Consider the following 20,005-nt stretch of genomic DNA (forward strand, 5'->3'; position numbering starts at 1 on the left):
ACTGGCTAGAGTCGGAATCGAGCTTTTAGTCCCGCCCACCCCTTCAAGTCTAAACATACAAGCGAGCTTGCTCGCGATGGCTATGTGTCAGCCACCTTGGTGCCGAACGTTCCGCCGCTATCGTCGGATCGCCGCCCGGACCAAGCTCGCTCCCACAGGCTTTTTGTTCGCGCCGTAGCCCATAATGGCGGGCGCGGTTTTGAGGAGAGATGAAGATTTGTTAACTGGACGATGGATAGGCCTTGTGGTGCTGGCCGGCGTGTTGTCCGGTTGCGGCGGTGGCGACACCTTGGAGCGCTTCGACGGCCCGACCATGGGCAGTCACTATTCCATCCAGTACGTCAGGCATCCCGCCGGGCCCGGTCCGAAAACGGTGCAGGCCGAGGTGGAAAACATCCTGGCCGAAGTGGATCGGCAATTCTCGACCTATCGCAGCGACTCGGACGTCGAGCGCTTCAATGCGCTGCCGGCCAACAGTTGCCAGGTCATGCCTGGCCCGGTCCTGGCGTTGATCCGCGTGGGCGAGCAATGGTCGGTCCAAAGCGATGGCTCCTTCGACCTGACGGTGGAGCCACTGTTGAACCTGTGGGGCTTCGGTCCCCAGTCCCGCACAGAGCAAGTGCCGAGGGCCGAGGCACTGGCCGAGGTGCGCCAGCGCGTTGGCCACGAGCATCTGCGCATTGAGGGCGATCGGTTGTGCAAGGATGCGGCGGTAGAGGTCGACTTCAACAGTATCGCCGCAGGTCATGCCGTCGACCGCATCGCCGCCAGGCTCCAGGCCTTGGGCATCGACAGTTACCTGGCCGAAGCCACCGGTGAACTCAAGGCTGTCGGGCGTAAGCCTGATGGTTCGGCCTGGCGCATTGCCCTGGAAGAGCCTCGGAATGACCGGCAAGTGGCTGAGCGTATCATCGAGGTCAACGGCTTCGGGGTTTCCACCTCGGGTGACTACCGTAAATATTTCGAGCAGGGCGGCCAGCGTGATTCGCACACCTTTGATGGGCGGACTGGTGCGCCGGTCCTACACAACCTGGCGTCCGTCACGGGGATTCATCCTTCGGCGATGATGGCCGATGGACTATCGACGCTGTTGCTGATTCTCGGTCCTGAACGGGGTTGGGACTATGCCGAAAAAAATCACATCGGGGTATTTTTCGTGCTGCGGGATGGGGAGCGTTTCGTCAGCCGCACCAACGACATCTTTGAACGGATGACCCGTGGAAAAAACCAATGACCACTGAAGCGGGATTACCGTGGCGAAGGAGCTTGCTCCCGCTTGAGTGCGAAGCGCTCACAAAAGGGGGCCGCTGCGCAGCCCAGCGGGAGCAAGCTCCCTCGCCACGATGATTTGGGCAAATCTTAAGTGAACGCTGACAGCGTTTTGAAAGCCTACCTGTGGCGAAATAGCGCAGGCAAAACTAGCCTACGACGCGACCAAGGGGTAATGTGCGCGGCGTTGACGCTTCTATAGACTGTGGCCGGGCGCGTGAACCGGCCTAAAATTGTTCCTTCATGCCGCCGGCCGGCATGATTTAGCCGTGGATGCCAAGCGTGGCATCGCGGCCTGTTCTGAGGAGTACGCATGGCTGTCTACAACTACGACGTGGTGGTACTGGGCTCCGGCCCGGCGGGGGAAGGCGCGGCAATGAACGCCGCCAAGGCAGGGCGCAAGGTGGCGATGGTCGACAGCCGTCGGCAGGTCGGCGGCAACTGCACCCACTTGGGTACCATCCCGTCCAAGGCCTTGCGTCACTCGGTCCGGCAGATCATGCAGTTCAACACCAACCCGATGTTCCGGGCCATCGGCGAACCGCGCTGGTTCTCCTTCCCGGACGTGCTCAAGAGCGCCGAGAAGGTCATCTCCAAGCAAGTGGCCTCGCGTACCGGCTACTACGCCCGCAACCGCGTGGACGTGATCTTCGGCACCGGCAGCTTTGCCGATGAGCAGACGGTCGAAGTGGTCTGTGGCAACGGCGTGGTCGAGAAGCTGGTGGCCAAGCACATCATCATCGCCAGCGGTTCGCGCCCGTATCGCCCGGCCGACATCGATTGCAACCATGCGCGGATCTACGATAGCGACACCATCCTGAGCCTGGGCCACACCCCGCGTAAGCTCATCGTCTACGGTGCCGGCGTGATCGGTTGCGAATATGCCTCGATCTTCAGCGGCCTGGGTGTGCTGGTGGAACTGGTGGACAACCGCGGCCAGTTGCTGAGCTTCCTGGACTCGGAAATCTCCCAGGCCCTGAGCTATCACTTCAGCAACAACAACATCACCGTGCGCCACAACGAAGACTACGACCGCGTCGAAGGCGTCGACAATGGCGTCATCCTGCATCTCAAGTCTGGCAAGAAGATCAAGGCCGACGCCTTGCTCTGGTGTAACGGCCGTACCGGCAATACCGACACCCTGGGCCTGGAAAACATCGGCGTGAAGGTCAACAGCCGTGGCCAGATCGAAGTCGACGAGAACTACCGCACCTGCGTGCCGAACATCTACGGTGCCGGTGACGTGATCGGCTGGCCGAGCCTGGCCAGTGCCGCTCACGACCAGGGTCGTTCGGCCGCCGGCAGTATTGTCGACAACGGCAGCTGGCGCTTCGTCAACGACGTGCCGACCGGCATCTACACCATTCCGGAGATCAGCTCGATCGGCAAGAACGAGCAGGAGCTGACCCAGGCCAAGGTGCCGTACGAGGTGGGCAAGGCATTCTTCAAGAGCATGGCGCGTGCGCAGATCGCCGGCGAGCCGCAAGGCATGCTGAAGATCCTGTTCCACCGCGAGACCCTGGAAGTGCTCGGCGTGCACTGCTTCGGCTACCAGGCATCGGAGATCGTGCACATCGGCCAGGCGATCATGAACCAGCCGGGCGAACTGAACACGCTGAAGTACTTCGTCAACACCACGTTCAACTACCCGACCATGGCCGAAGCCTATCGGGTAGCCGCCTACGACGGGCTCAACCGGCTTTTTTGAGCGGCTCCGGCCGGTGGCCTGAGCCGGCCGGGGAGACCGATTTCAGCAATTCTCGAGGGTGGCAGTGGCCAAACCGGGAAAGTCTGTAATCAGGCTGTCAGCGCCAAAGTCGGCGAGCCTGCGCATGAGCGCGGGCTCGTTGACGGTCCACACCGACACATGCAGCCCCTGGCGCTGCGCCTTTGCCAGGCGTTCCGGCGTGCACAGGGTCCAGTTCAGCGCCAGAATCTCGCAGCCGTAGCTCTGGGCGACCTTCAACGGGTCGAGCCAGGCGTATTCGGCCACCAGTCCACGGGAAATGTCCGGGGTCAGGTCCAGGGCCGCCTTGAGCACTTCCCGGGAACTGGAAGTGATGGTGATCTTGTCCAGCAGCCCGAAACGCTGGGCCATTTCGCGGATGCCCAGCACGGTGGCGGCGGCGCGGGTGCGTGAAGCGCTCTTGACCTCCAGTTGCCAATGCTCGAAATCACATTGCTCGAACAGCTCCTCCAAGCGCGGGATCGGGCACGGCTTGATCCAGCCCGGGCCACCCTTGCGCGCATCGTAGGTCACCAGCTCTGCGGCGGAATGCTCCACCACCTTGCCACGCCGGTCGGTGGTGCGCTTGAGGGTCGGGTCGTGGATCACCATCAACTCGCCGTCCATTGAAAGATGCAGGTCCAGCTCGCAACGGCGTACGCCGTGCTTGAGGCACTCCTGAAAACCGGTCAGGGTGTTTTCCGGCGCTTCGCCCTTGGCGCCGCGGTGGCCATAAATGAGGGTCACGGTTCTTCCTTATTGATACCTGATTCGTTCAGTTCCCGGGCCAGGCGCCGTTCTTGCGCCTGTTTCTGCAGGATGTAGCGGGCCAGCAACTGGCGCTGGGCGTCGGTCGGGCGTTCGAACTCGGTGCCCACGTCGTAGCCGTCGCCCTTGGGGTCGCAGTGCGTGACCCGCGCCCGCAGCAGCAAGCCGAGGGCCTGGGGCATCAGCACCAGCTTGATCGACAGGTGCGCGCCGACGGCGATGGGGGTGGGGTATTGGAAGTCGATGCCGCCTTCGGAAATGATCACTGGCTGCGGTTCACCGATTTCGCCGAGCACCGTCAAGGCAATGACCTGGCTGAGCAGGTCGATGCGTTTGTTCATCGCCTTGAGGTACGCCGCGATGCTGCGTTCGCGCTCGCTGATCTGGCGCAGCAGGTGTTGCGACTCGAATTCGCTCAGGTGCAGTTCGCTGAGCAGATTGAACAATGGAGAAGCATCCTGCAACACTTCCTGGCCAGCAGCTTCAGGAATGGACAGGGGCCGAATTTCCAGTGCGATCGTGTCCTCGATACGGTAGTATTCGCGGCGATCTTCTTCATCTAATGTCGACATGGCGAACCCATGGTAGCGGCGGTGGTCTGAGTGTAAAGCTGGTTTGTGACCCCCGCCACAAGGACGTTCCTTTTCCCTCCGAACAAGCCCCGACATGTTCAGACCTCTCTTCGTATTTATCGGCACGCGTTATACCCGTGCAAAGCGTCGCAATCATTTTGTATCGTTCATTTCCCTGACCTCCATCATCGGTCTCGCCCTCGGCGTGGTCGTGATGATTGTCGTACTGTCGGTGATGAACGGCTTCGATCATGAGATGCGCACCCGCGTGCTGGGCATGGTGCCCCACGCGACCCTCGAAACCGGCGAAGCCATCAGCGATTGGCCGAGCCTGGCCGCCAAGGTCAAGCAGAACCCGCAGGTGCTGGCCGTGGCGCCTTTCACCCAGATGCAGGGGCTGCTGACCAACGACGGCAAGGTGTCCAAGGTCCTGCTCAACGGCATCGATCCAGGGCTGGAACGGCAGGTGTCGATCATCGACAACTTCATGAAGCAGGGCAAACTCGACGACCTGGCGCCGGGCAGCTTCGGCATCGTCATCGGCGACAAGGCCGCGGCGAAGCTCGGCGTGGTCATCGGCGACAAGCTGACGTTCGTTGCGCCGGAAGTCACCGTGACGCCGGGCGGCATGTTCCCGCGCATGAAGCGCTTTACCGTGGTCGGCATTTTCCATGTGGGTGCTGGCGAGCTCGATGGCTACCTCGGCGTGACCAATCTCCAGGATCTCGCCCGCCTGCATCGCTGGAAGCCGGATCAGGTCCAGGGCCTGCGCTTGAAGTTCGACGACCTGTTCCAGGCCCCTCGAGTGGCCTGGACCATCGCCCAGCAGCTTGGCGAAGACCGCTACTACGCCCGGGACTGGACGCGCACCCACGGCAACCTGTACCAGGCGATCCGCATGGAGAAAGCCATGATCGGCCTGCTGCTGTTGCTGATCGTCGCCGTGGCGGCGTTCAACATCATCTCCACGCTGGTGATGGTGGTGAACGACAAGAAGGGCGACATCGCCATCCTGCGTACCCTCGGTGCGACGCCGGGGCAGATCATGCGGATCTTCATGGTCCAGGGCACCGTCATCGGCGTCATCGGCACGTTCGTCGGCGCTTTGGTCGGCATGTTCGCCGCGCTGAATGTCAGCGCGGCGATCGCCGGCCTCGAAGGGCTGATCGGGCACAAGTTCCTCAACGCCGACGTGTACTTCATCGACTACCTGCCATCGCAGCTGCAGTCCGATGACGTGTTGATGGTCTGCGGCGCCGCGTTGGTCCTGAGTTTCCTCGCCACCCTGTATCCTGCCTGGCGTGCCGCGCGCACCCAGCCTGCGGAGGCGTTACGTTATGAGTGAGTCGGGCATGAGTGAAAAAGCAATCTTGAGCTGCCGCAACCTGGGCAAATCCTACGAGGAAGGCCCAGAGTCGGTGGTGGTGTTGTCGGGCCTGCAACTGGAGTTGCATCCAGGCGAGCGCGTGGCGATTGTCGGCACTTCCGGGTCGGGCAAAAGTACCTTGCTCAACCTGCTGGGCGGGCTGGACACGCCGACCGCTGGCAGTGTCTGGCTGGCCGGCGAAGAGCTTTCGGCGCTGAATGAGAAGGCCCGTGGCCTGCTGCGCAACCGGTCCCTGGGCTTTGTCTACCAGTTCCACCACCTGCTGCCCGAGTTCACCGCGCTGGAAAACGTCTGCATGCCGCTGTTGATCGGCCGCACGGCAATTCCCGAGGCTCGTCAGCGCGCCACGGCGTTGCTGGAACGGGTAGGGTTGGGGCATCGCCTGGAGCATAAGCCAGCCGAACTGTCCGGTGGCGAGCGCCAGCGCGTGGCGATTGCCCGGGCCCTGGTCAACAAGCCTGGCTTGGTGATGCTCGACGAGCCGACCGGCAACCTCGACTCCCACACCGCCCAAGGCATCCAGGACTTGATGCTGGAACTCAGCACCTCGATGCGCACGGCGTTCCTGGTGGTGACCCACGACATGAACCTGGCCCGCCAGATGGACCGCGTCCTGCATTTGCAGGAAGGTTGCCTGACCCCCATCTGACCGACCGAAACCCGGCACTTGCTGCAAGTGCCGGGTCTTTTATTTGCATACGGTGCCCAGCGAATGTTCAGACCGTTATCGATTTTCATCGGCACGCGCTATACCCGCGCCAAGCGCCGCAATCGCTTTGTTTCGTTCATCTCCATGACCTCGATGATCGGCCTCGCCCTGGGCGTGCTGGCGATGATCGTGGTGTTGTCGGTGATGAACGGCTTCCAGCGCGAAATGAGCTCGCGCATCCTCGGCATGGTGCCCCACGCCACCATCGTCGGCGTCAACCCGATCGACGACTGGCAGCCGGTGGCCGCCGCGGCGCTGAAAAATCCCGCAGTCACGGCGGCCGTGCCGTTTACCGAGATGGAAGGGATGCTGAGCCATAAGGGTTCGATGCAGCCGATCCAGATCAGCGGCATCGATCCGGCCCAGGAAGGCAAGGTGTCCATCGTTGCCCAGCATATCGTCCAAGGGCGTCTCGATGCCTTGAAACCGGGCGAGTTTGGCGTGGTGATCGGTGAGATCACGGCTCGGCGCTTTCGCCTGAACGTGGGCGATAAACTGACCCTCATCGTGCCGGAAGTCAGCACCGCGCCGGGCGGCATCACCCCGCGGATGCAGCGCTTGAATGTCGTGGGTGTGTTCAAGGTCGGCGCGGAGCTGGACGGCTCCATGGCGCTGATTCACCTGGCCGATGCCGCGCAGATGCAGCATTGGCAGCCGAACCAGGTGCAAAGCGTGCGCCTGGCGGTGAAAGACCTGTACGCGGCGCCGAAGGTCTCCGGTGACATCGCTGCCGGTCTTGGTGCGAGTTACAAGTCTGACGACTGGACCCTCACCCAGGGCAGCCTGTTCAGCGCCATGAAAATGGAAAAAACCATGATTGGCCTGCTGTTGCTGATGATCGTCGCGGTGGCGGCGTTCAACATCATCGCGACCCTGATCATGGTGGTAAACGACAAGGGCGCGGACATCGCGATCCTGCGCACCATCGGCGCCACGCCGCGGCAGATCATGGCGATCTTCATGGTCCAGGGCACGGTGATCGGCGTCGTCGGCACGCTGATCGGTGGCGTGCTGGGCGTGATCGCGGCGTTGAACGTCAGTGCGCTGGTGGGTTGGCTGGAGCGGGTCAGCGGCCAGCACATCTTCAGTTCCGACGTGTACTTCGTCAGCAACTTGCCGTCGGAACTGCAGCGGGGGGACGTGGTGCTGATCTGCTCGGCCGGGTTCATCCTGAGCTTCCTCGCCACCGTGTACCCGGCGTGGCGCGCGGCGAAGATCGAACCGGCGCAGGCGTTGCGGTATTCCTGAGGCCCTGCAACAGTGGGTTTGCTGACTCACTGCAAGCCCACTGGCAAGTGACGATTGCTCTTGTGGCGAGGGAGCTTGCTCCCGCTGGAGCGCGAAGCGCTCCCAAAAAAACGGAAGTTCCGCGCATGCGTGCGCAGCATTTGGAGCTGCTGCGCAGCCCAGCGGGAGCAAGCTCCCTCGCCACAGGGACTTGATTCGGCCTTAATTACCCTTCGGCAGTTCGATCAAAAACCGCGTCCAGCCATCGGCCGATTCACAACGGATCTGCCCGCCATGGGCGCGGATGATCGAGCGGGTGATGGCCAGTCCAAGCCCCGCGTGTTCGCTGCTGCCTTCCTGGCGAGCCGGGTCGGCGCGGTAGAAACGGTCGAACAGGCGCGGCAGCAAATCCGCTGGAATTCCCTCGCCACTGTTTTCCACGCTTACGCTCACCCCTTGAGCCCCATCGACCATCCTCACCCGCACTTCGCCGTCAACCGGGGTGAAGCGCAGGGCGTTGTCCAGCAGGTTGGAAAGGGCTCGACGTAGCATGTTGCGATCACCCTGGATCAGGCTCTCGCCGTCGCGACTCAGGCGTACGTTAGCGTCTTCGGCCAGGAGCGCGAAGAAATCCAGCAACATGTCCACTTCCTCGGCCAATTGCAGCGGTTCGCGATGGAGCGCCAGCAGGCCGTGGTCGGCCTTGGCCAGGTACAGCATGTCGTTGACCAGTTGCGACATCCATTGCAGTTCTTCGAGATTGCTGTGCAACGCCTCGCGGTAATCCTCAAGGGCGCGCTCGCGGGTGAGGGTGACTTGGGTGTGGGTCAGCAGGTTCGACAGCGGTGTGCGCAATTCGTGGGCGATGTCGGCGGAGAACGCGGAGAGCCGTTGAAACGCGTCGTCGAGGCGTCCGAGCATGGCGTTGATGCTGTGGGCCAATTCCGCCAGTTCGGCGGGCATTTGCTCTTCGGGCAGCCGGGCGTTGAGGGAGCGGGCCGAGACATTGCCGGCTATGGCGCCCATGCGTCGCAACGGCCGCAAGGCGCGCCGGGCGGCCCAGGCACCGAGCAGGGCGGTGGCCAGGGCCGAGAGGCCGACGGTCAGCCAGATCAGCCGTTGCATGCGCTGCAGGAAGTGCTGGTGATGCGTGATATCCAGCAGCAAGGTCAGTTGCGGTGAATCGGTTCGGTCGGGGTACAGCGGCGCGTTCAACACTCGATAATCGTTGTCGGCATCGCTTAGGGTCGACAGGCCGGGGCGCTCCGGCAATTGCGCCGGGATCCGGATCGAGCTGTCGTACCAGCGCACCCCGTCACTACCCTTGATGCGCAACGCCAGGGCGGCCTGACGGCTCAGTTCATCTTCCAGACGGCTTTGGGTCTGCTCGGCGTTAAGGTCTTGCAGGGCCCGGCGCAGGCCGATCAACTTGCCTTCGAGCAGTTGCTGGTCCAGCTCGATGAAGTGCGCCTCGCTGCCCCGGCTGAACAAGACCCCGGCGAACAACGACACCACCGCCGTGCAGGCGGCGAACAGCAGCGCCAGGCGGCTGCTCAGCGACCACCGGCCCCTCACAGGCTGCGCTCTTCAAGCACATAGCCCATGCCCCGCACGGTGTGGATGAGCTTATTGGGGAACTCATCATCGATCTTGATGCGCAGGCGCCGGATGGCGACTTCGATGACGTTGGTATCGCTGTCGAAATTCATGTCCCAGACCTGGGAGGCGATCAGCGATTTGGGCAGCACTTCACCCTGGCGGCGCAGAAGCATTTCCAGCAACGCGAACTCCTTGGCGGTGAGGTCGATGCGCCGGCCGCTGCGTTCGACGCGGCGGCGGATCAGGTCCAGGCGCAAGTCCGCCAGTTGCAGGCTGGTTTCCTGTTGTGTCGAGTTGCCTCGACGCAACAGGCTCCGCACTCGCGCCAGCAACTCGGAAAAGGCAAAGGGCTTGACCAGATAATCATCGGCGCCCAGCTCCAGGCCGTGGACCCGGTCCTGCACCGCATCCCGCGCGGTGAGAAACAGCACCGGGGTATCCAGGCCGGCCCCACGGACCGCTTGGAGGATTTGCCAGCCATCACGGCCGGGCAGCATCACGTCGAGGATCAGCAAGGCGTATTCACCGCTCAAGGCCAGTTGCTGGCCAGTGATGCCGTCGGCCACCAGGTCGGCGTTGAACCCGGCTTCGCCGAGGCCCTGGCGCAGGTATTGGCCGGTTTTGGTTTGGTCTTCGACGATCAGCAATTTCATGGGCGGCTCGAGGCAGGTTGGGACGAGGGCGTTATACCGTGGCGGGTGGGTTCGTGGCGCAACCTGACAAAGTTGTAATCGAGCTGTAAGCCGATTGGCAGGCCTGCTACGATAGAGTTTCCCACATGCCGAACCTGCTTGGAGTATGGACATGTTGATGGGAAAACGCTTGATCCTGGCCGCTTGCGCGCTGGCCCTCAGTACGCCGTCGTGGGCATCGCCGGGGCATTATGATTTCGGCCAGCCTGCACCGGCGACCAAGGCCAGTCGCAGCATCGAGGTGGTCATGGGTGACATGACGTTCTATCCCGGAGCCCTGGATATCAAGGCCGGCGAGACCGTTCGGTTCGTGCTGGTCAACAAAGGCCAGTTGCTCCACGAATTCAACCTGGGCAACGCAGCCATGCACGCCGACCATCAACAGGAAATGCTCAAGATGCAGCAGAGCGGCCAGTTGCTGCCGACCGCGATGAAGCCAGGGATGGATCACGCCGCCATGGGCCACGACCAGGCGAGCATGCGCCACGATGATCCCAACAGCGTGCTAGTGGAGCCGGGCAAGACCGGCGAGCTGACCTGGACCTTCAGCAAGGCCACGCGCCTGGAGTTTGCGTGCAATATTCCTGGCCACTACCAGGCCGGGATGAAGGGCGACCTGACAGTCAGTCAGTAAGCACTCAAAGGCGGCGGCAAAGGCTGGTAGAATCCACTGATTCTTCAGTCAGGTTTCCGTCATGCATCCCGCAGCCGAACATTCGCCGCTGGGCAAATCCAGCGAATACATCGCCACGTACACGCCGTCACTGCTGTTCCCGATCCCGCGCACCGCGAAATGGGCGGAACTGGGCCTGACGGCCGAGACCCTGCCGTACAAGGGCGTGGATTTCTGGAACTGTTTCGAGCTGTCCTGGCTGTTGCCGTCCGGAAAGCCGGTGGTGGCCATCGGGGAATTCGCGATCCCGGCGGATTCGCCGAATATCATCGAATCCAAATCCTTCAAGCTGTACCTCAATTCGTTGAACCAGACCCCGTTCGCCGATACCGCGAGCCTGGAAGCGACGCTGCGCAAAGACCTTTCGGCGGCTGCCGGCAAGCCAGTGGGTGTACGGATCCGCAGTCTCAAGGATGTGGAAAGCGAAGGCATCGTGGCGCTGCCCGGTACGTGCATCGACGACTTGGACATCAGTGTCGATTCCTACGCGCACCCGCGCCCGGAACTGCTGCGTTGCGATGCTTCGCGCATCGTCGAGCAAAGCCTGCACAGTCATTTGCTCAAGTCCAACTGCCCGGTGACCAGCCAGCCAGACTGGGGCAGCGTGGCGGTGGAATATCGCGGCGCGGCCCTGGACCCGGCCAGCCTGCTGGCCTACATCGTCAGCTTCCGCCAGCATTCGGATTTCCATGAGCAATGCGTGGAGCGGATCTTTCTTGACCTGCAGCGGTTGCTCAAGCCGGAGAAATTGACGGTGTATGCGCGGTATGTGCGCCGTGGCGGGCTGGATATCAACCCGTATCGCAGTACTGAGGCCGTTCAACTGCCGAACTATCGTCTGGTCCGCCAATAACTTTTCTTGTGGCAGTGGGTTCTTGTGGAGGTGAGCTCTTGTGGGAGCGAGCTTGCTCGCGATGAGTCCGGCACATTCAATAGTGAGATTGGCTGACACATCGCTATCGTCGGATCGCCGCCCGGAGCAAGCTCGCTCCCACAGGGGATTGCATTTCAGGTCGTTGGAACTAAAAAGCCCTGCTAGCGTTAGCAGGGCTTTTTGGCATCCGGCATTCAGATTCCCATGTTGCCCAAGGTCAACATGATGTTGCGCAACGTGCTGGCGATACCTGGGTGGTCAACCTCAAAACGCTCTACGGCCAGGTTCACGCCGTCGACCAGGTTGTTGTCCTGAAGCTGGTTTTCCAATTGGATCTCAGCTTCGATCTGAGCCATTAGTTGATGCAGGCTTTCGCGCTCTGGTTCAGACAGCGGTGGGTTCTGGTCCAATTGCTCGCGCAGGGCATTCAGTTGGTCTTGCAATTCGCGGCGGGCAGGCATTGGCGTACTCCCTTTATTGATAGGCACACCATGGACCGCGACGCAGCGGCAAAAGTCCATGGCCTGCCTTAAGAGTAATCCACACTCACGCGCCCTGCATGATCCCGGTCAGGGCTTCTCGCCTTTAATGCGACGCAGACAGATATCGGCCAGGCAAGTCTCGAGTTCGCCCAAGTGATCGATCACTGAGTGCACCCCCAGGCTGAACAACTGCACGGTGGCCTTGGCGCGTTTGGCTTCCCGCGCCTGTTGGCTCAATGCCTGCCACTCGGCGGGCGCCAGGCCACACAAAGAGCCGCAGGAGGCCAGTCCGATGGTCCACCAACCTGCATTGAGCCCAGATTGCAACAATCGGGGTTCGCCGCTGACCAACACGCAGCCGTCCAACTGCTGGACATTCAGCGCCATCAGGGCTTGCCAGCAGGCGTGCGGAGCCGGCCATGGATAATTTGTTGCAGGAAGTTGCGGTGCTTTGATGGACGTAGGCAATGCGGCCGCGAGGCTATGACTGGTGGCTGGAGGCAATTCATCGAGCCAGGCGCAGGGGATGTTCAGATGCTGCAAGCTTTGCAGGCTTTCCAGCGCGCCGGGTGTCGGCTGGGCGTGATCCGCCGGCGCTGCCCCTGGCTGACGAATGCGCGCCCCGAAATCCACCAGGCACCCGCTCAGGCCAAACAGTACAGCGGTGAGGCTGGGGGCAGGAAGGGGCAGGGCTTCGGTGCGGGGCATGGGAACGTCCTTGAAATAACCAGCAGCCTAAAGCGCGCGGATGACAGTCCAGTGACAGTGAAGTGAAGGGCGCCAATAGCGGAAACATCCTACGGCCGGCGTGTTTTTTCGGTGCTGCCTATCCTCGCGTTCCGTCTTATACTAGCCAGCTTACCGCCTGGGCTCGGCGCCCTTGCCTGAATAATCCAAGGAGTTTTCCCCTATGCGCTGGAGCCATCGTCTAGCTCAGCTGTGTCTTTCCGCCTGCGTCCTGCTGGTTCCGTTCGCCGCCCAGGCCGCTACGGAAGACGATCCTTGGGAAAGCGTCAACCGGCCCATCTTCACCTTCAACGACACCCTTGATACCTATGCGCTCAAGCCACTGGCCCAGGGATATCAATACGTGACGCCGCAGTTCCTCGAAGACGGCATCCACAATATGTTCCGCAACATCGGTGACGTGGGCAACCTGGCCAACAACGTGCTGCAGGCCAAGCCGGCTGCTGCCGGGGTCGACACCGCCCGATTGATCTTCAACACCACCTTCGGCTTGCTGGGCTTCTTTGACGTGGGGACCGAGATGGGCCTGCAGCGCAGCGATGAAGATTTCGGCCAGACCCTCGGCTACTGGGGCGTGGGCAGTGGGCCGTATGTCATGTTGCCGCTGATGGGGCCAAGCACCCTGCGAGATGCGCCGGCCAAGCTGGTGGATAACTACACCGCCCCGTATCGCTATATCGATAACGTTTCGGTGCGTAACTCCATCTGGGGCCTGAACATCGTCGACACCCGCGCCAGCCTGTTGTCGGCCGAGAAAATGGTGAGTGGCGACAAATATGTCTTCATCCGCAACGCCTACCTGCAAAACCGTGAATTCAAGGTCAAGGATGGGCAGGTCGAAGACGACTTTTAATTTCATCCTGTAAAACCACGAAGGCGGCCCATAAGGCCGCCTTCTGTGCTTTCGGGGCGGGTTTGAGCGGGTTTGATCCTTCCATTGAGTTACGCTTCGCTCGGTTCTTATAACTCTCTGTGCTTTGACAAATAAAGACGGCAAGCGGCGATCTGCATGAGCTTGAAACGCCCCGCGGATGGGAGTACCGTCTGCGCCTTAGAAGGGCACCTCTGATGTAATGGTGTGTAGGGCAATCGCCTGAAACCGGTACGACAGAGAGGCTAGAAAGCGAATCCAGTAGTGCGTGCCAGGCCAGACCGCCCAGCCCGCTACGCCAACCTAATTCTGGCGCCGTTTGCCCACATGCCAAAAACCAGTGCCACGCTGCTGATAATCGACGATGACGAAGTGGTGCGAGCCAGTCTCGCAGCCTACTTGGAAGACAGTGGTTTCAGCGTCCTGCAGGCCAGCAATGGCCAACAGGGTCTTCAGGTATTCGAGCAAGACAAGCCCGACCTGGTCATCTGCGACCTGCGCATGCCGCAGATGGGCGGACTCGAACTCATTCGCCAAGTTACCGAGATCTCCTCGCAGACGCCGGTGATCGTGGTGTCGGGCGCGGGCGTGATGAACGACGCGGTCGAGGCATTGCGCCTGGGCGCGGCGGATTACCTGATCAAGCCCCTTGAAGACCTTGCCGTGCTCGAGCATTCGGTGCGCCGGGCCTTGGACCGTTCGCGCCTGTTGGTGGAGAACCAACGCTACCGCGAGAAGCTGGAAACCGCCAACCGCGAGCTGGAAGCCAGCCTGAACCTGTTGCAGGAAGACCAGAACGCCGGGCGCCAAGTGCAGATGAACATGCTGCCGGTCAGCCCTTGGACCGTCGACGATTTCCGCTTTGCCCACCAGATCATCCCGTCGTTATACCTGTCGGGCGATTTCGTGGACTATTTTCGCGTTGACGAGCGCCGAGTGGCGTTCTACCTGGCGGATGTTTCCGGCCATGGTGCGTCTTCGGCCTTCGTGACGGTGCTGTTGAAGTTCATGACCACGCGGCTGTTGTTCGAGTCCAAGCGCAACGGCACGCTGCCAGAGTTCAAGCCTTCGGAAGTCCTTGGGCATATCAACCGAGGCCTGATCAGTTGTAAGCTGGGCAAACACGTCACAATGGTCGGTGGAGTCATCGACGAGGAGACTGGTTTGTTGACCTATAGCATCGGCGGTCACCTGCCTTTGCCTGTGTTGTATACGCCAGACAGTGTTCGTTACCTGGAAGGGCGTGGTTTGCCGGTGGGCCTGTTCAACGAGGCCACCTACGAAGACCATGTGCTTGAATTGCCGCCGACCTTCAGCCTGACGCTGATGTCTGATGGCATTTTGGACCTTTTGACAGAACCTACACTCAAAGAGAAAGAAGCGGCCTTGCCTGAACGGGTGAGTGCAGCGGGCGGCAGCCTGGAAGGCTTGCGTCAAGTGTTTGGATTAGCCACGCTCGGGGAGATGCCGGATGATATCGCCCTGTTAGTGTTGAGCAGGAACCTTTGATGAGTACCGGTAGAATCCAGTTCGCCGAGCAGGACGGCACCTTCGTCCTGAAGTTTGTCGGTGAAGTGCGCCTTACCCTGTGTTCGGCGCTGGATGCGACTATTGAGCGGATCTTCACCGCGCTGAATTTCAGCGCCATCGTGATCGACCTGACCGAAACCCGCAGCATCGACAGCACCACGTTGGGCCTGTTGGCCAAGCTGTCGATCCTGTCGCGGCAAAAGGTCGGCCTGCTGCCGACCGTCGTCACCACCCACAACGACATTACCCGTCTGCTGCAATCGATGGGCTTCGACCAGGTGTTCAACATCGTGGGCGACCCTGTGCCGTGCCCGGAATGCCTGGACGACCTGCCTGACCAGGACCAGTCCGAAGAGGAAGTGCGGATCAAGGTGCTCGAAGCCCACAAGATTCTCATGGGGCTCAACGACTCCAATCGTGAAGCATTTCATGACCTGGTGAATGCGTTGGAGCGGCCTTGAGCCTTGGGCTTGTGTAGATCGAACTGACGCTTTCGCGAGCAAGCTCGCTCCCACAGTGTCTTGCATCGACCACACCATTTGGATCTGCCTTCAATCTCCTGTGGGAGCGAGCTTGCTCGCGATGGCATTTATCAATCCACCACATCCCCTAGGCCAAACCGCATAAAAAAGGGCGAACCCACCCAGGTTCGCCCTTTTTGCGTGCCAGTTGAATCAGCTCAAAGCTTGGCTTGCAGCAACGCCTCCAGCTTCTCCTGATCCCGGGCAAACTGACGAATGCCTTCAGCCAGTTTCTCGGTCGCCATGGCGTCCTCGTTGGACAACCAGCGGAACTGCGCTTCGTTGAGGATCAAGCGCGCTTCCCCGGCTTGCCCCGGTGCCAGCTTGCGCTCCAGCTTGCCTTCGTCGGCGGCGAGTTTTTCCAGCAGGTCCGGGCTGACGGTCAAGCGGTCGCAACCGGCCAATTGCTCGATCTGGTTGAGGTTGCGGAAGCTCGCGCCCATGACCACGGTCTTGTAGTCATTGGCCTTGTAGTAGTTGTAGATACGCGGCACCGACTGCACGCCCGGGTCATCCGCGCCGGTGTAATCGTTGCCGTTGGCTTTCTTGTACCAGTCGTAGATACGGCCCACGAACGGCGAAATCAGGAACACCCCGGCATCGGCACAGGCGGCGGCCTGGGCGAAGGAGAACAGCAGGGTCAGGTTGCACTGGATGCCTTCACGCTCCAACTGCTCGGCCGCGCGAATGCCTTCCCAGGTGGAGGCGATCTTGATCAGCACGCGCTCGCGGCCAATACCGGCCTTTTCGTACAGGTCGATCAGACGATGCGCACGCTTCAACATGGCCTCGGTGTCGAACGACAGGCGCGCATCCACTTCAGTGGAAATACGCCCGGGAATCACTTTCAGGATTTCTTGCCCGACCGCCACGGCAAAACGGTCGCTGGCCAAACCCACATCGCCCTTGCAGTCCGCCACGCAGGCATTCAGTTGCTCGGCATAGCCATGAATGGCCGACGCCTTGAGCAGCAGGGAAGGGTTGGTGGTGGCGTCTACGGGTTTGACGCGGGCGATGGCTTCGAAGTCGCCGGTATCGGCCACGACGGTAGTGAACTGTTTGAGTTGTTCCAGCTTGGAAGTCATGAGCGTGCTCTGTCCTATGGGTCTGTTGACATTACCCGAGGGCCGGCAGCCACTCAAGGGCGTGAAGAGGTATCGACGGGCCCCAGCGGCAACAACCTGAAAACGGCTGTTTGAAAGGCCGGGGCGGTATCGGTAGATACGATGCCAAAACCGCCCGCAGGTTCAACATCACTGCCTGACGGTCATGGCTGCTGTGCGTTCAGGAACAAGCCTGCAATGCCTTCCGGCAGATGCGCCGTCGAGATCAGGATCAGTCGCTGGCCGGCCCTGGTCATTGCCATATAGAGCTTGCGCGAGTTTTGTTCACGCTCCTGGGCCGAAAGCACTCCGGCCTGGGCCGTTTCCTTCATGAGTTTTTCCAGGCCCAGCAGAAACACGATGCTGGCTTCAAGTCCGGTAGCAGTATCCAGGCTGGAAACACGTAGGTTATCTGCGTCCACGTGTACTGACTCCATGCTGTTCAAATCCCAGACTTTGCGCGAACCGAATCGCTTGCTCAACGCCTTGAACAGGAGTTTCTTGTTGGTGTCTCGTCCATACAGAACCAGCATATTCGATAGATTGATCTGCTGGGTTTCCAGGTAGCCCTCTATTTCGTTATAGGTCTGTATGACCGCATCCTGGGGAGTCTCTGATCGGATCAACAGCGGGGCAACGCCTTCATCCATGCCGTCGAAATCAGGTTGCAGATAATCGTCCGGGTCGGTTTGGGTGAATTCGGCCAGGACAAGGCCGGCAGCTCGTAATATGGCTTGAGTGGTTCGATAGGAGTGGTGAAGTTTCTTTGTTTTACCCGCCACATCCAAGCCGACACGCTTCCAACTGAGTCGGCTTTTCAAAAAGCCCTGGTTGGGGTCGGCACATAAGAACAGGCTGCCCTCGGAGTCGGTCAAGGTGCTCTTGACCAGCTGAAACCAGGTCGGCGCAAAGAATTGAGCTTCGTCTACCAGGATGTGCTGGTATTTATCTAGCTTGTCGAGCTTCGTGAGACATAAATCCCGAGACAATGAACTCCATAAGCGAGCGCCTTGTTTGCTCAGCGCGTCATTGACTTGCCCGTAGAGCGACCACACCTGCACCCGTTCTTCCTTACGCAAGGCAAACCCTTGGCCTGCGCGCTCAGCAACCAAATAGTCATGCTCGTCGCAGATCAGTGATTCATTGATGAAGTCGAACTCATCCAGAAGTTGTTGATCGCCGGGCTTCAGGTCCGGAAAGGCTTTTCGATAATGGGCGATCTGGCTTGTAACCTTGATAGGGGATGCCATCTCTGGTTGCGGCTCAAAATGATTCACCCATTGCTGCCGTATCCAGGCCAGCGCGGTCATGATTGTCAGGTTGCGCGGTAGATCTCCCTGGCTGGCCTTCTTCAAGCGATGCTTGAGGTCTTTAACCACCGGGACATTGTGGATCAGCATCAATATCTTCTGATCGGGAAATTTCTTTGCCAGGATCAACGCCCGGTTAGCGGCGATCAATGTTTTGCCGCTACCCGCCACGCCGTTGACCAGACGCACCGAAAAATCATTCAAGGTTTGCGTTTGTTCTTCAGGCAGTTCCAGATCCAGCTTACTGGCCCACTCTTGTTGTGAGTCCAGAAAGTTTCGAGTGGTCTTTGCCGAGTTATCCCGTGAGAAATGCCGGCGCGTCGTACATATCGCGGGTATTTCCGCCTCTGGAAAGTAGTGCCCCATGAGCGTGTCGCTGGCCTCATGGCTCAGTGAGTTAAGCAACTTGGGCAGTTGTTCGTGGCCATGTTCGATAAAAGTGTTTTTCGACATCAGCCGCGGGCCATCAGGCGTTGAGTAGTGCAGCCACAGCCGCTTGGTCTGGTCGGGTGTGCAGTTCCACATGACGATCAGCCTGCCGAGCCGCTGCCCGGTCGGCATCCCGTCGGGCTCGGTTGCTTCCAGGCGCGAGAGCAACTCCTTGAAAGCCTGCTGTCCGGTAGCCGCGAACAGTTGATCAGGGTCCAATGTTTCAAAAGAGAGTTCACACAGCACCATGGCCAGCCATTGATGTTGTGCGTGCTGAAGGAAAAAGTCCGGCGCCCAGGCCTCTCGAGGGAGGCACTGGCGAACGACATGGTGGTCGTCCAGCTTGCGCAACACCCGTTTGACGTGGACATGCGCGCCAGTGCTGCGTTGCCATTCAGGGATAAATAGCGTCATGGGGTGAGCACCACTTTGCGGCATCGACTGATCAGGTTCAAATAGTCATTGGCCCATTGCTGCGTGATGCTGTTGCTGCATTCAATTCCTTGGCTCAGTTCAGGCCCGATGATGATCAATTTAGTCATTGCCCGGGTGATGGATACGTTCAATCGCTCGGGCTGGAAGAAAAACTCCGCCACAGCGCCAATGAACTCCTCATCGCCACTGGCCAACGAGACGATGATCAGTTCACGTTCCTGTCCCTGCATGCGCTCAACAGTGTCCGCCACAACGGTGCTGGCGATCTCGCGCCCGAAACTACGCGCCAACAGCGTTCGAATCGCCCGGCCCTGGGCTCGGTAAGGCGTGACGATGCCGATATCAGACAGGGCAAGGCCCATGGTCTGGGCGGTCTTACAGAGTTCCAGTACATGCTGGGCATCGCGATAGTTGCGGGTCTTGGCTGTTCTGTCTGTGGTGGGAATAAACACGGCGCTTGCGTCTGGATCAAATACGCAGTTCATAGGGGCCTCTGCACCAACGTAATTGAAACGCCGCTCCTTGTTAGGGCCTGCAGCCCGTAATTTGCCTTTGTAATAGTTTTTGCTCGGCCATTCGGTCAGCCATTGGTTCATCCGATAGGTTTCTTCGAGCATCACCGTATGGTCGGCAGTTTGGGAGGTGAGACGACCGAATATCGACATCGATTCGCCAGAAAGAACCGACTGGGACAACAGCACCGGCGGCAGCTGTTTCTGGTCTCCGATGAAGATAAACCGCTTACCTTTGCGCATGGCCATTAGCGCGAGGGGGAGGGTAATCTGACTGGCTTCGTCAAAGATCACCGTGTCGAATTTGAAATGCTCCAGCTGGCTGCAGGTGGCGAAGGGTGTCGCGCCAATGACATAGCCACTTCCGTCCGCCGGTAGATTTTCCCAGTCGGCAGGTGTTTTTGCCCAGTCAACGGTTTTGCTTAGATCATCCCGGCGACCACCAATCAACACAGTTCCGATTTTACCCTCGCAAAACATTGAAAGCTCATTATTGATAACAAAAATCTAAATTCAAGATAACAAAACAAACAAGATACTCTCTCACAAACATTACACTATAAAACCAA

At 60.0% G+C, this 20,005-nt stretch carries 19 protein-coding genes; 10 read left to right on the forward strand and 9 right to left on the reverse strand.

The genetic code is table 11. The features are described from left to right. Nucleotides 1–184: 184 nt before the first annotated feature. Together HGO40_RS27000 and sthA are read left to right on the forward strand one after the other, a co-directional pair. Entirely contained in the window at nucleotides 185–1,234 is a 1,050-nt protein-coding gene (locus HGO40_RS27000; protein WP_250965523.1) for an FAD:protein FMN transferase, read from the forward strand. A 348-nt stretch (nucleotides 1,235–1,582) separates the two neighbouring features. Continuing rightward, nucleotides 1,583–2,977, forward strand: coding sequence for a Si-specific NAD(P)(+) transhydrogenase (sthA, locus tag HGO40_RS27005; RefSeq protein ID WP_250965524.1), 1,395 nt, complete (start codon nucleotides 1,583–1,585; stop codon nucleotides 2,975–2,977). 42 nt (nucleotides 2,978–3,019) lie between these two features. Here the strand turns inward: sthA and HGO40_RS27010 are convergent, their stop codons facing one another. Continuing rightward, complete coding sequence (locus HGO40_RS27010) at nucleotides 3,020–3,742, reverse strand: glycerophosphodiester phosphodiesterase (protein ID WP_053120741.1); 723 nt, start codon at nucleotides 3,740–3,742, stop codon at nucleotides 3,020–3,022. Then, the gene (locus HGO40_RS27015; RefSeq protein WP_207961299.1) at nucleotides 3,739–4,335 is read right to left on the reverse strand and encodes a PilZ domain-containing protein; all 597 of its coding nucleotides are present in this window, start codon (nucleotides 4,333–4,335) and stop codon (nucleotides 3,739–3,741) included. The genes HGO40_RS27010 and HGO40_RS27015 overlap by 4 nt, the downstream gene beginning before the upstream one ends. A gap of 94 nt (nucleotides 4,336–4,429) precedes the next feature. On the opposite strand from HGO40_RS27015, the gene HGO40_RS27020 reads away from it, so the two are divergent. The 3 genes from HGO40_RS27020 to HGO40_RS27030 all read left to right on the forward strand — a co-directional run bounded on the left by HGO40_RS27020 (nucleotide 4,430) and on the right by HGO40_RS27030 (nucleotide 7,679). Further along, nucleotides 4,430–5,680, forward strand: a complete 1,251-nt coding sequence (locus HGO40_RS27020; RefSeq protein WP_250965525.1) for a lipoprotein-releasing ABC transporter permease subunit — start codon at nucleotides 4,430–4,432, stop codon at nucleotides 5,678–5,680. A 7-nt stretch (nucleotides 5,681–5,687) separates the two neighbouring features. Continuing rightward, the gene (gene lolD, locus HGO40_RS27025) at nucleotides 5,688–6,371 is read left to right on the forward strand and encodes a lipoprotein-releasing ABC transporter ATP-binding protein LolD (protein WP_162843734.1); all 684 of its coding nucleotides are present in this window, start codon (nucleotides 5,688–5,690) and stop codon (nucleotides 6,369–6,371) included. Between the two features lie 63 nt (nucleotides 6,372–6,434). Next, on the forward strand, nucleotides 6,435–7,679 hold the full coding sequence (locus HGO40_RS27030; RefSeq protein ID WP_250965526.1) for a lipoprotein-releasing ABC transporter permease subunit: 1,245 nt from the start codon (nucleotides 6,435–6,437) through the stop codon (nucleotides 7,677–7,679). Between the two features lie 201 nt (nucleotides 7,680–7,880). Here the strand turns inward: HGO40_RS27030 and HGO40_RS27035 are convergent, their stop codons facing one another. Continuing rightward, a complete protein-coding gene (locus HGO40_RS27035) occupies nucleotides 7,881–9,233 on the reverse strand; it encodes a heavy metal sensor histidine kinase (protein ID WP_250965527.1) in 1,353 nt (450 codons plus the stop codon). Further along, nucleotides 9,230–9,910 carry a heavy metal response regulator transcription factor gene (locus HGO40_RS27040; RefSeq protein WP_250965528.1) on the reverse strand — a complete coding sequence of 227 codons (681 nt, stop codon included), beginning with the start codon at nucleotides 9,908–9,910 and terminating at the stop codon, nucleotides 9,230–9,232. Before HGO40_RS27040 ends, HGO40_RS27035 begins: the two co-directional genes overlap by 4 nt. Before the next feature lie 151 nt (nucleotides 9,911–10,061). Here HGO40_RS27040 and copI point away from each other — a divergent pair, with 151 nt between their 5' ends. Both copI and queF read left to right on the forward strand, forming a co-directional pair. Then, nucleotides 10,062–10,583, forward strand: a complete 522-nt coding sequence (copI, locus tag HGO40_RS27045) for a copper-resistant cuproprotein CopI (RefSeq protein ID WP_250965529.1) — start codon at nucleotides 10,062–10,064, stop codon at nucleotides 10,581–10,583. A 61-nt stretch (nucleotides 10,584–10,644) separates the two neighbouring features. Further along, on the forward strand, nucleotides 10,645–11,475 hold the full coding sequence (gene queF / locus HGO40_RS27050) for an NADPH-dependent 7-cyano-7-deazaguanine reductase QueF (RefSeq protein ID WP_250965530.1): 831 nt from the start codon (nucleotides 10,645–10,647) through the stop codon (nucleotides 11,473–11,475). Nucleotides 11,476–11,690: 215 nt separating this feature from the next. Here the strand turns inward: queF and HGO40_RS27055 are convergent, their stop codons facing one another. Together HGO40_RS27055 and pcrP are read right to left on the reverse strand one after the other, a co-directional pair. Continuing rightward, complete coding sequence (locus HGO40_RS27055) at nucleotides 11,691–11,957, reverse strand: DUF4404 family protein (protein ID WP_250965531.1); 267 nt, start codon at nucleotides 11,955–11,957, stop codon at nucleotides 11,691–11,693. 108 nt (nucleotides 11,958–12,065) lie between these two features. Continuing rightward, nucleotides 12,066–12,686 carry an HAD superfamily inactivated hydrolase PcrP gene (pcrP, locus tag HGO40_RS27060; protein WP_250965532.1) on the reverse strand — a complete coding sequence of 207 codons (621 nt, stop codon included), beginning with the start codon at nucleotides 12,684–12,686 and terminating at the stop codon, nucleotides 12,066–12,068. Nucleotides 12,687–12,888: 202 nt separating this feature from the next. Here pcrP and HGO40_RS27065 point away from each other — a divergent pair, with 202 nt between their 5' ends. The 3 genes from HGO40_RS27065 (at nucleotide 12,889) to rssC (ending at nucleotide 15,587) form a co-directional block, all read left to right on the forward strand. Continuing rightward, nucleotides 12,889–13,578: an MlaA family lipoprotein gene (locus HGO40_RS27065; protein WP_250965533.1), complete on the forward strand. Its 690-nt coding sequence runs from the start codon at nucleotides 12,889–12,891 to the stop codon at nucleotides 13,576–13,578. Between the two features lie 345 nt (nucleotides 13,579–13,923). Further along, nucleotides 13,924–15,105 carry a two-component system response regulator RssB gene (rssB, locus tag HGO40_RS27070; RefSeq protein ID WP_053120765.1) on the forward strand — a complete coding sequence of 394 codons (1,182 nt, stop codon included), beginning with the start codon at nucleotides 13,924–13,926 and terminating at the stop codon, nucleotides 15,103–15,105. Further along, entirely contained in the window at nucleotides 15,105–15,587 is a 483-nt protein-coding gene (gene rssC / locus HGO40_RS27075; RefSeq protein ID WP_025212773.1) for an anti-sigma factor antagonist RssC, read from the forward strand. The genes rssB and rssC overlap by 1 nt, the downstream gene beginning before the upstream one ends. A 218-nt stretch (nucleotides 15,588–15,805) precedes the next feature. Here the strand turns inward: rssC and tal are convergent, their stop codons facing one another. The 3 genes from tal to HGO40_RS27090 form a co-directional block, all read right to left on the reverse strand. After that, nucleotides 15,806–16,732: a transaldolase gene (gene tal / locus HGO40_RS27080; protein WP_250965534.1), complete on the reverse strand. Its 927-nt coding sequence runs from the start codon at nucleotides 16,730–16,732 to the stop codon at nucleotides 15,806–15,808. Between the two features lie 182 nt (nucleotides 16,733–16,914). Then, nucleotides 16,915–18,903, reverse strand: a complete 1,989-nt coding sequence (locus HGO40_RS27085) for a UvrD-helicase domain-containing protein (protein WP_250965535.1) — start codon at nucleotides 18,901–18,903, stop codon at nucleotides 16,915–16,917. Beyond that, nucleotides 18,900–19,916, reverse strand: a complete 1,017-nt coding sequence (locus HGO40_RS27090; RefSeq protein WP_250965536.1) for a DEAD/DEAH box helicase — start codon at nucleotides 19,914–19,916, stop codon at nucleotides 18,900–18,902. The genes HGO40_RS27085 and HGO40_RS27090 overlap by 4 nt, the downstream gene beginning before the upstream one ends. Nucleotides 19,917–20,005 lie beyond the last annotated feature (89 nt).

The sequence above is a fragment of the Pseudomonas sp. CG7 genome (genome assembly GCF_023701885.1).
GTDB classification, from domain to species: Bacteria; Pseudomonadota; Gammaproteobacteria; order Pseudomonadales; family Pseudomonadaceae; genus Aquipseudomonas; species Aquipseudomonas zanjanensis.

Excerpts from the sequence above, each read along its gene's own strand:
- HGO40_RS27030 (WP_250965526.1), top strand. The coding sequence starts at position 6,435 with ATGTTCAGACCGTTATCGATTTTCATCGGCACGCGCTATACCCGCGCC.
- tal (WP_250965534.1), bottom strand. The coding sequence starts at position 16,732 with ATGACTTCCAAGCTGGAACAACTCAAACAGTTCACTACCGTCGTGGCC.
- HGO40_RS27055 (WP_250965531.1), bottom strand. The coding sequence starts at position 11,957 with ATGCCTGCCCGCCGCGAATTGCAAGACCAACTGAATGCCCTGCGCGAG.
- HGO40_RS27065 (WP_250965533.1), top strand. The coding sequence starts at position 12,889 with ATGCGCTGGAGCCATCGTCTAGCTCAGCTGTGTCTTTCCGCCTGCGTC.
- lolD (WP_162843734.1), top strand. The coding sequence starts at position 5,688 with ATGAGTGAAAAAGCAATCTTGAGCTGCCGCAACCTGGGCAAATCCTAC.
- HGO40_RS27090 (WP_250965536.1), bottom strand. The coding sequence starts at position 19,916 with ATGTTTTGCGAGGGTAAAATCGGAACTGTGTTGATTGGTGGTCGCCGG.
- sthA (WP_250965524.1), top strand. The coding sequence starts at position 1,583 with ATGGCTGTCTACAACTACGACGTGGTGGTACTGGGCTCCGGCCCGGCG.
- HGO40_RS27085 (WP_250965535.1), bottom strand. The coding sequence starts at position 18,903 with ATGACGCTATTTATCCCTGAATGGCAACGCAGCACTGGCGCGCATGTC.
- pcrP (WP_250965532.1), bottom strand. The coding sequence starts at position 12,686 with ATGCCCCGCACCGAAGCCCTGCCCCTTCCTGCCCCCAGCCTCACCGCT.
- copI (WP_250965529.1), top strand. The coding sequence starts at position 10,062 with ATGTTGATGGGAAAACGCTTGATCCTGGCCGCTTGCGCGCTGGCCCTC.
- HGO40_RS27000 (WP_250965523.1), top strand. The coding sequence starts at position 185 with ATGGCGGGCGCGGTTTTGAGGAGAGATGAAGATTTGTTAACTGGACGA.
- rssB (WP_053120765.1), top strand. The coding sequence starts at position 13,924 with ATGCCAAAAACCAGTGCCACGCTGCTGATAATCGACGATGACGAAGTG.
- HGO40_RS27020 (WP_250965525.1), top strand. The coding sequence starts at position 4,430 with ATGTTCAGACCTCTCTTCGTATTTATCGGCACGCGTTATACCCGTGCA.
- rssC (WP_025212773.1), top strand. The coding sequence starts at position 15,105 with ATGAGTACCGGTAGAATCCAGTTCGCCGAGCAGGACGGCACCTTCGTC.
- HGO40_RS27015 (WP_207961299.1), bottom strand. The coding sequence starts at position 4,335 with ATGTCGACATTAGATGAAGAAGATCGCCGCGAATACTACCGTATCGAG.
- HGO40_RS27040 (WP_250965528.1), bottom strand. The coding sequence starts at position 9,910 with ATGAAATTGCTGATCGTCGAAGACCAAACCAAAACCGGCCAATACCTG.
- queF (WP_250965530.1), top strand. The coding sequence starts at position 10,645 with ATGCATCCCGCAGCCGAACATTCGCCGCTGGGCAAATCCAGCGAATAC.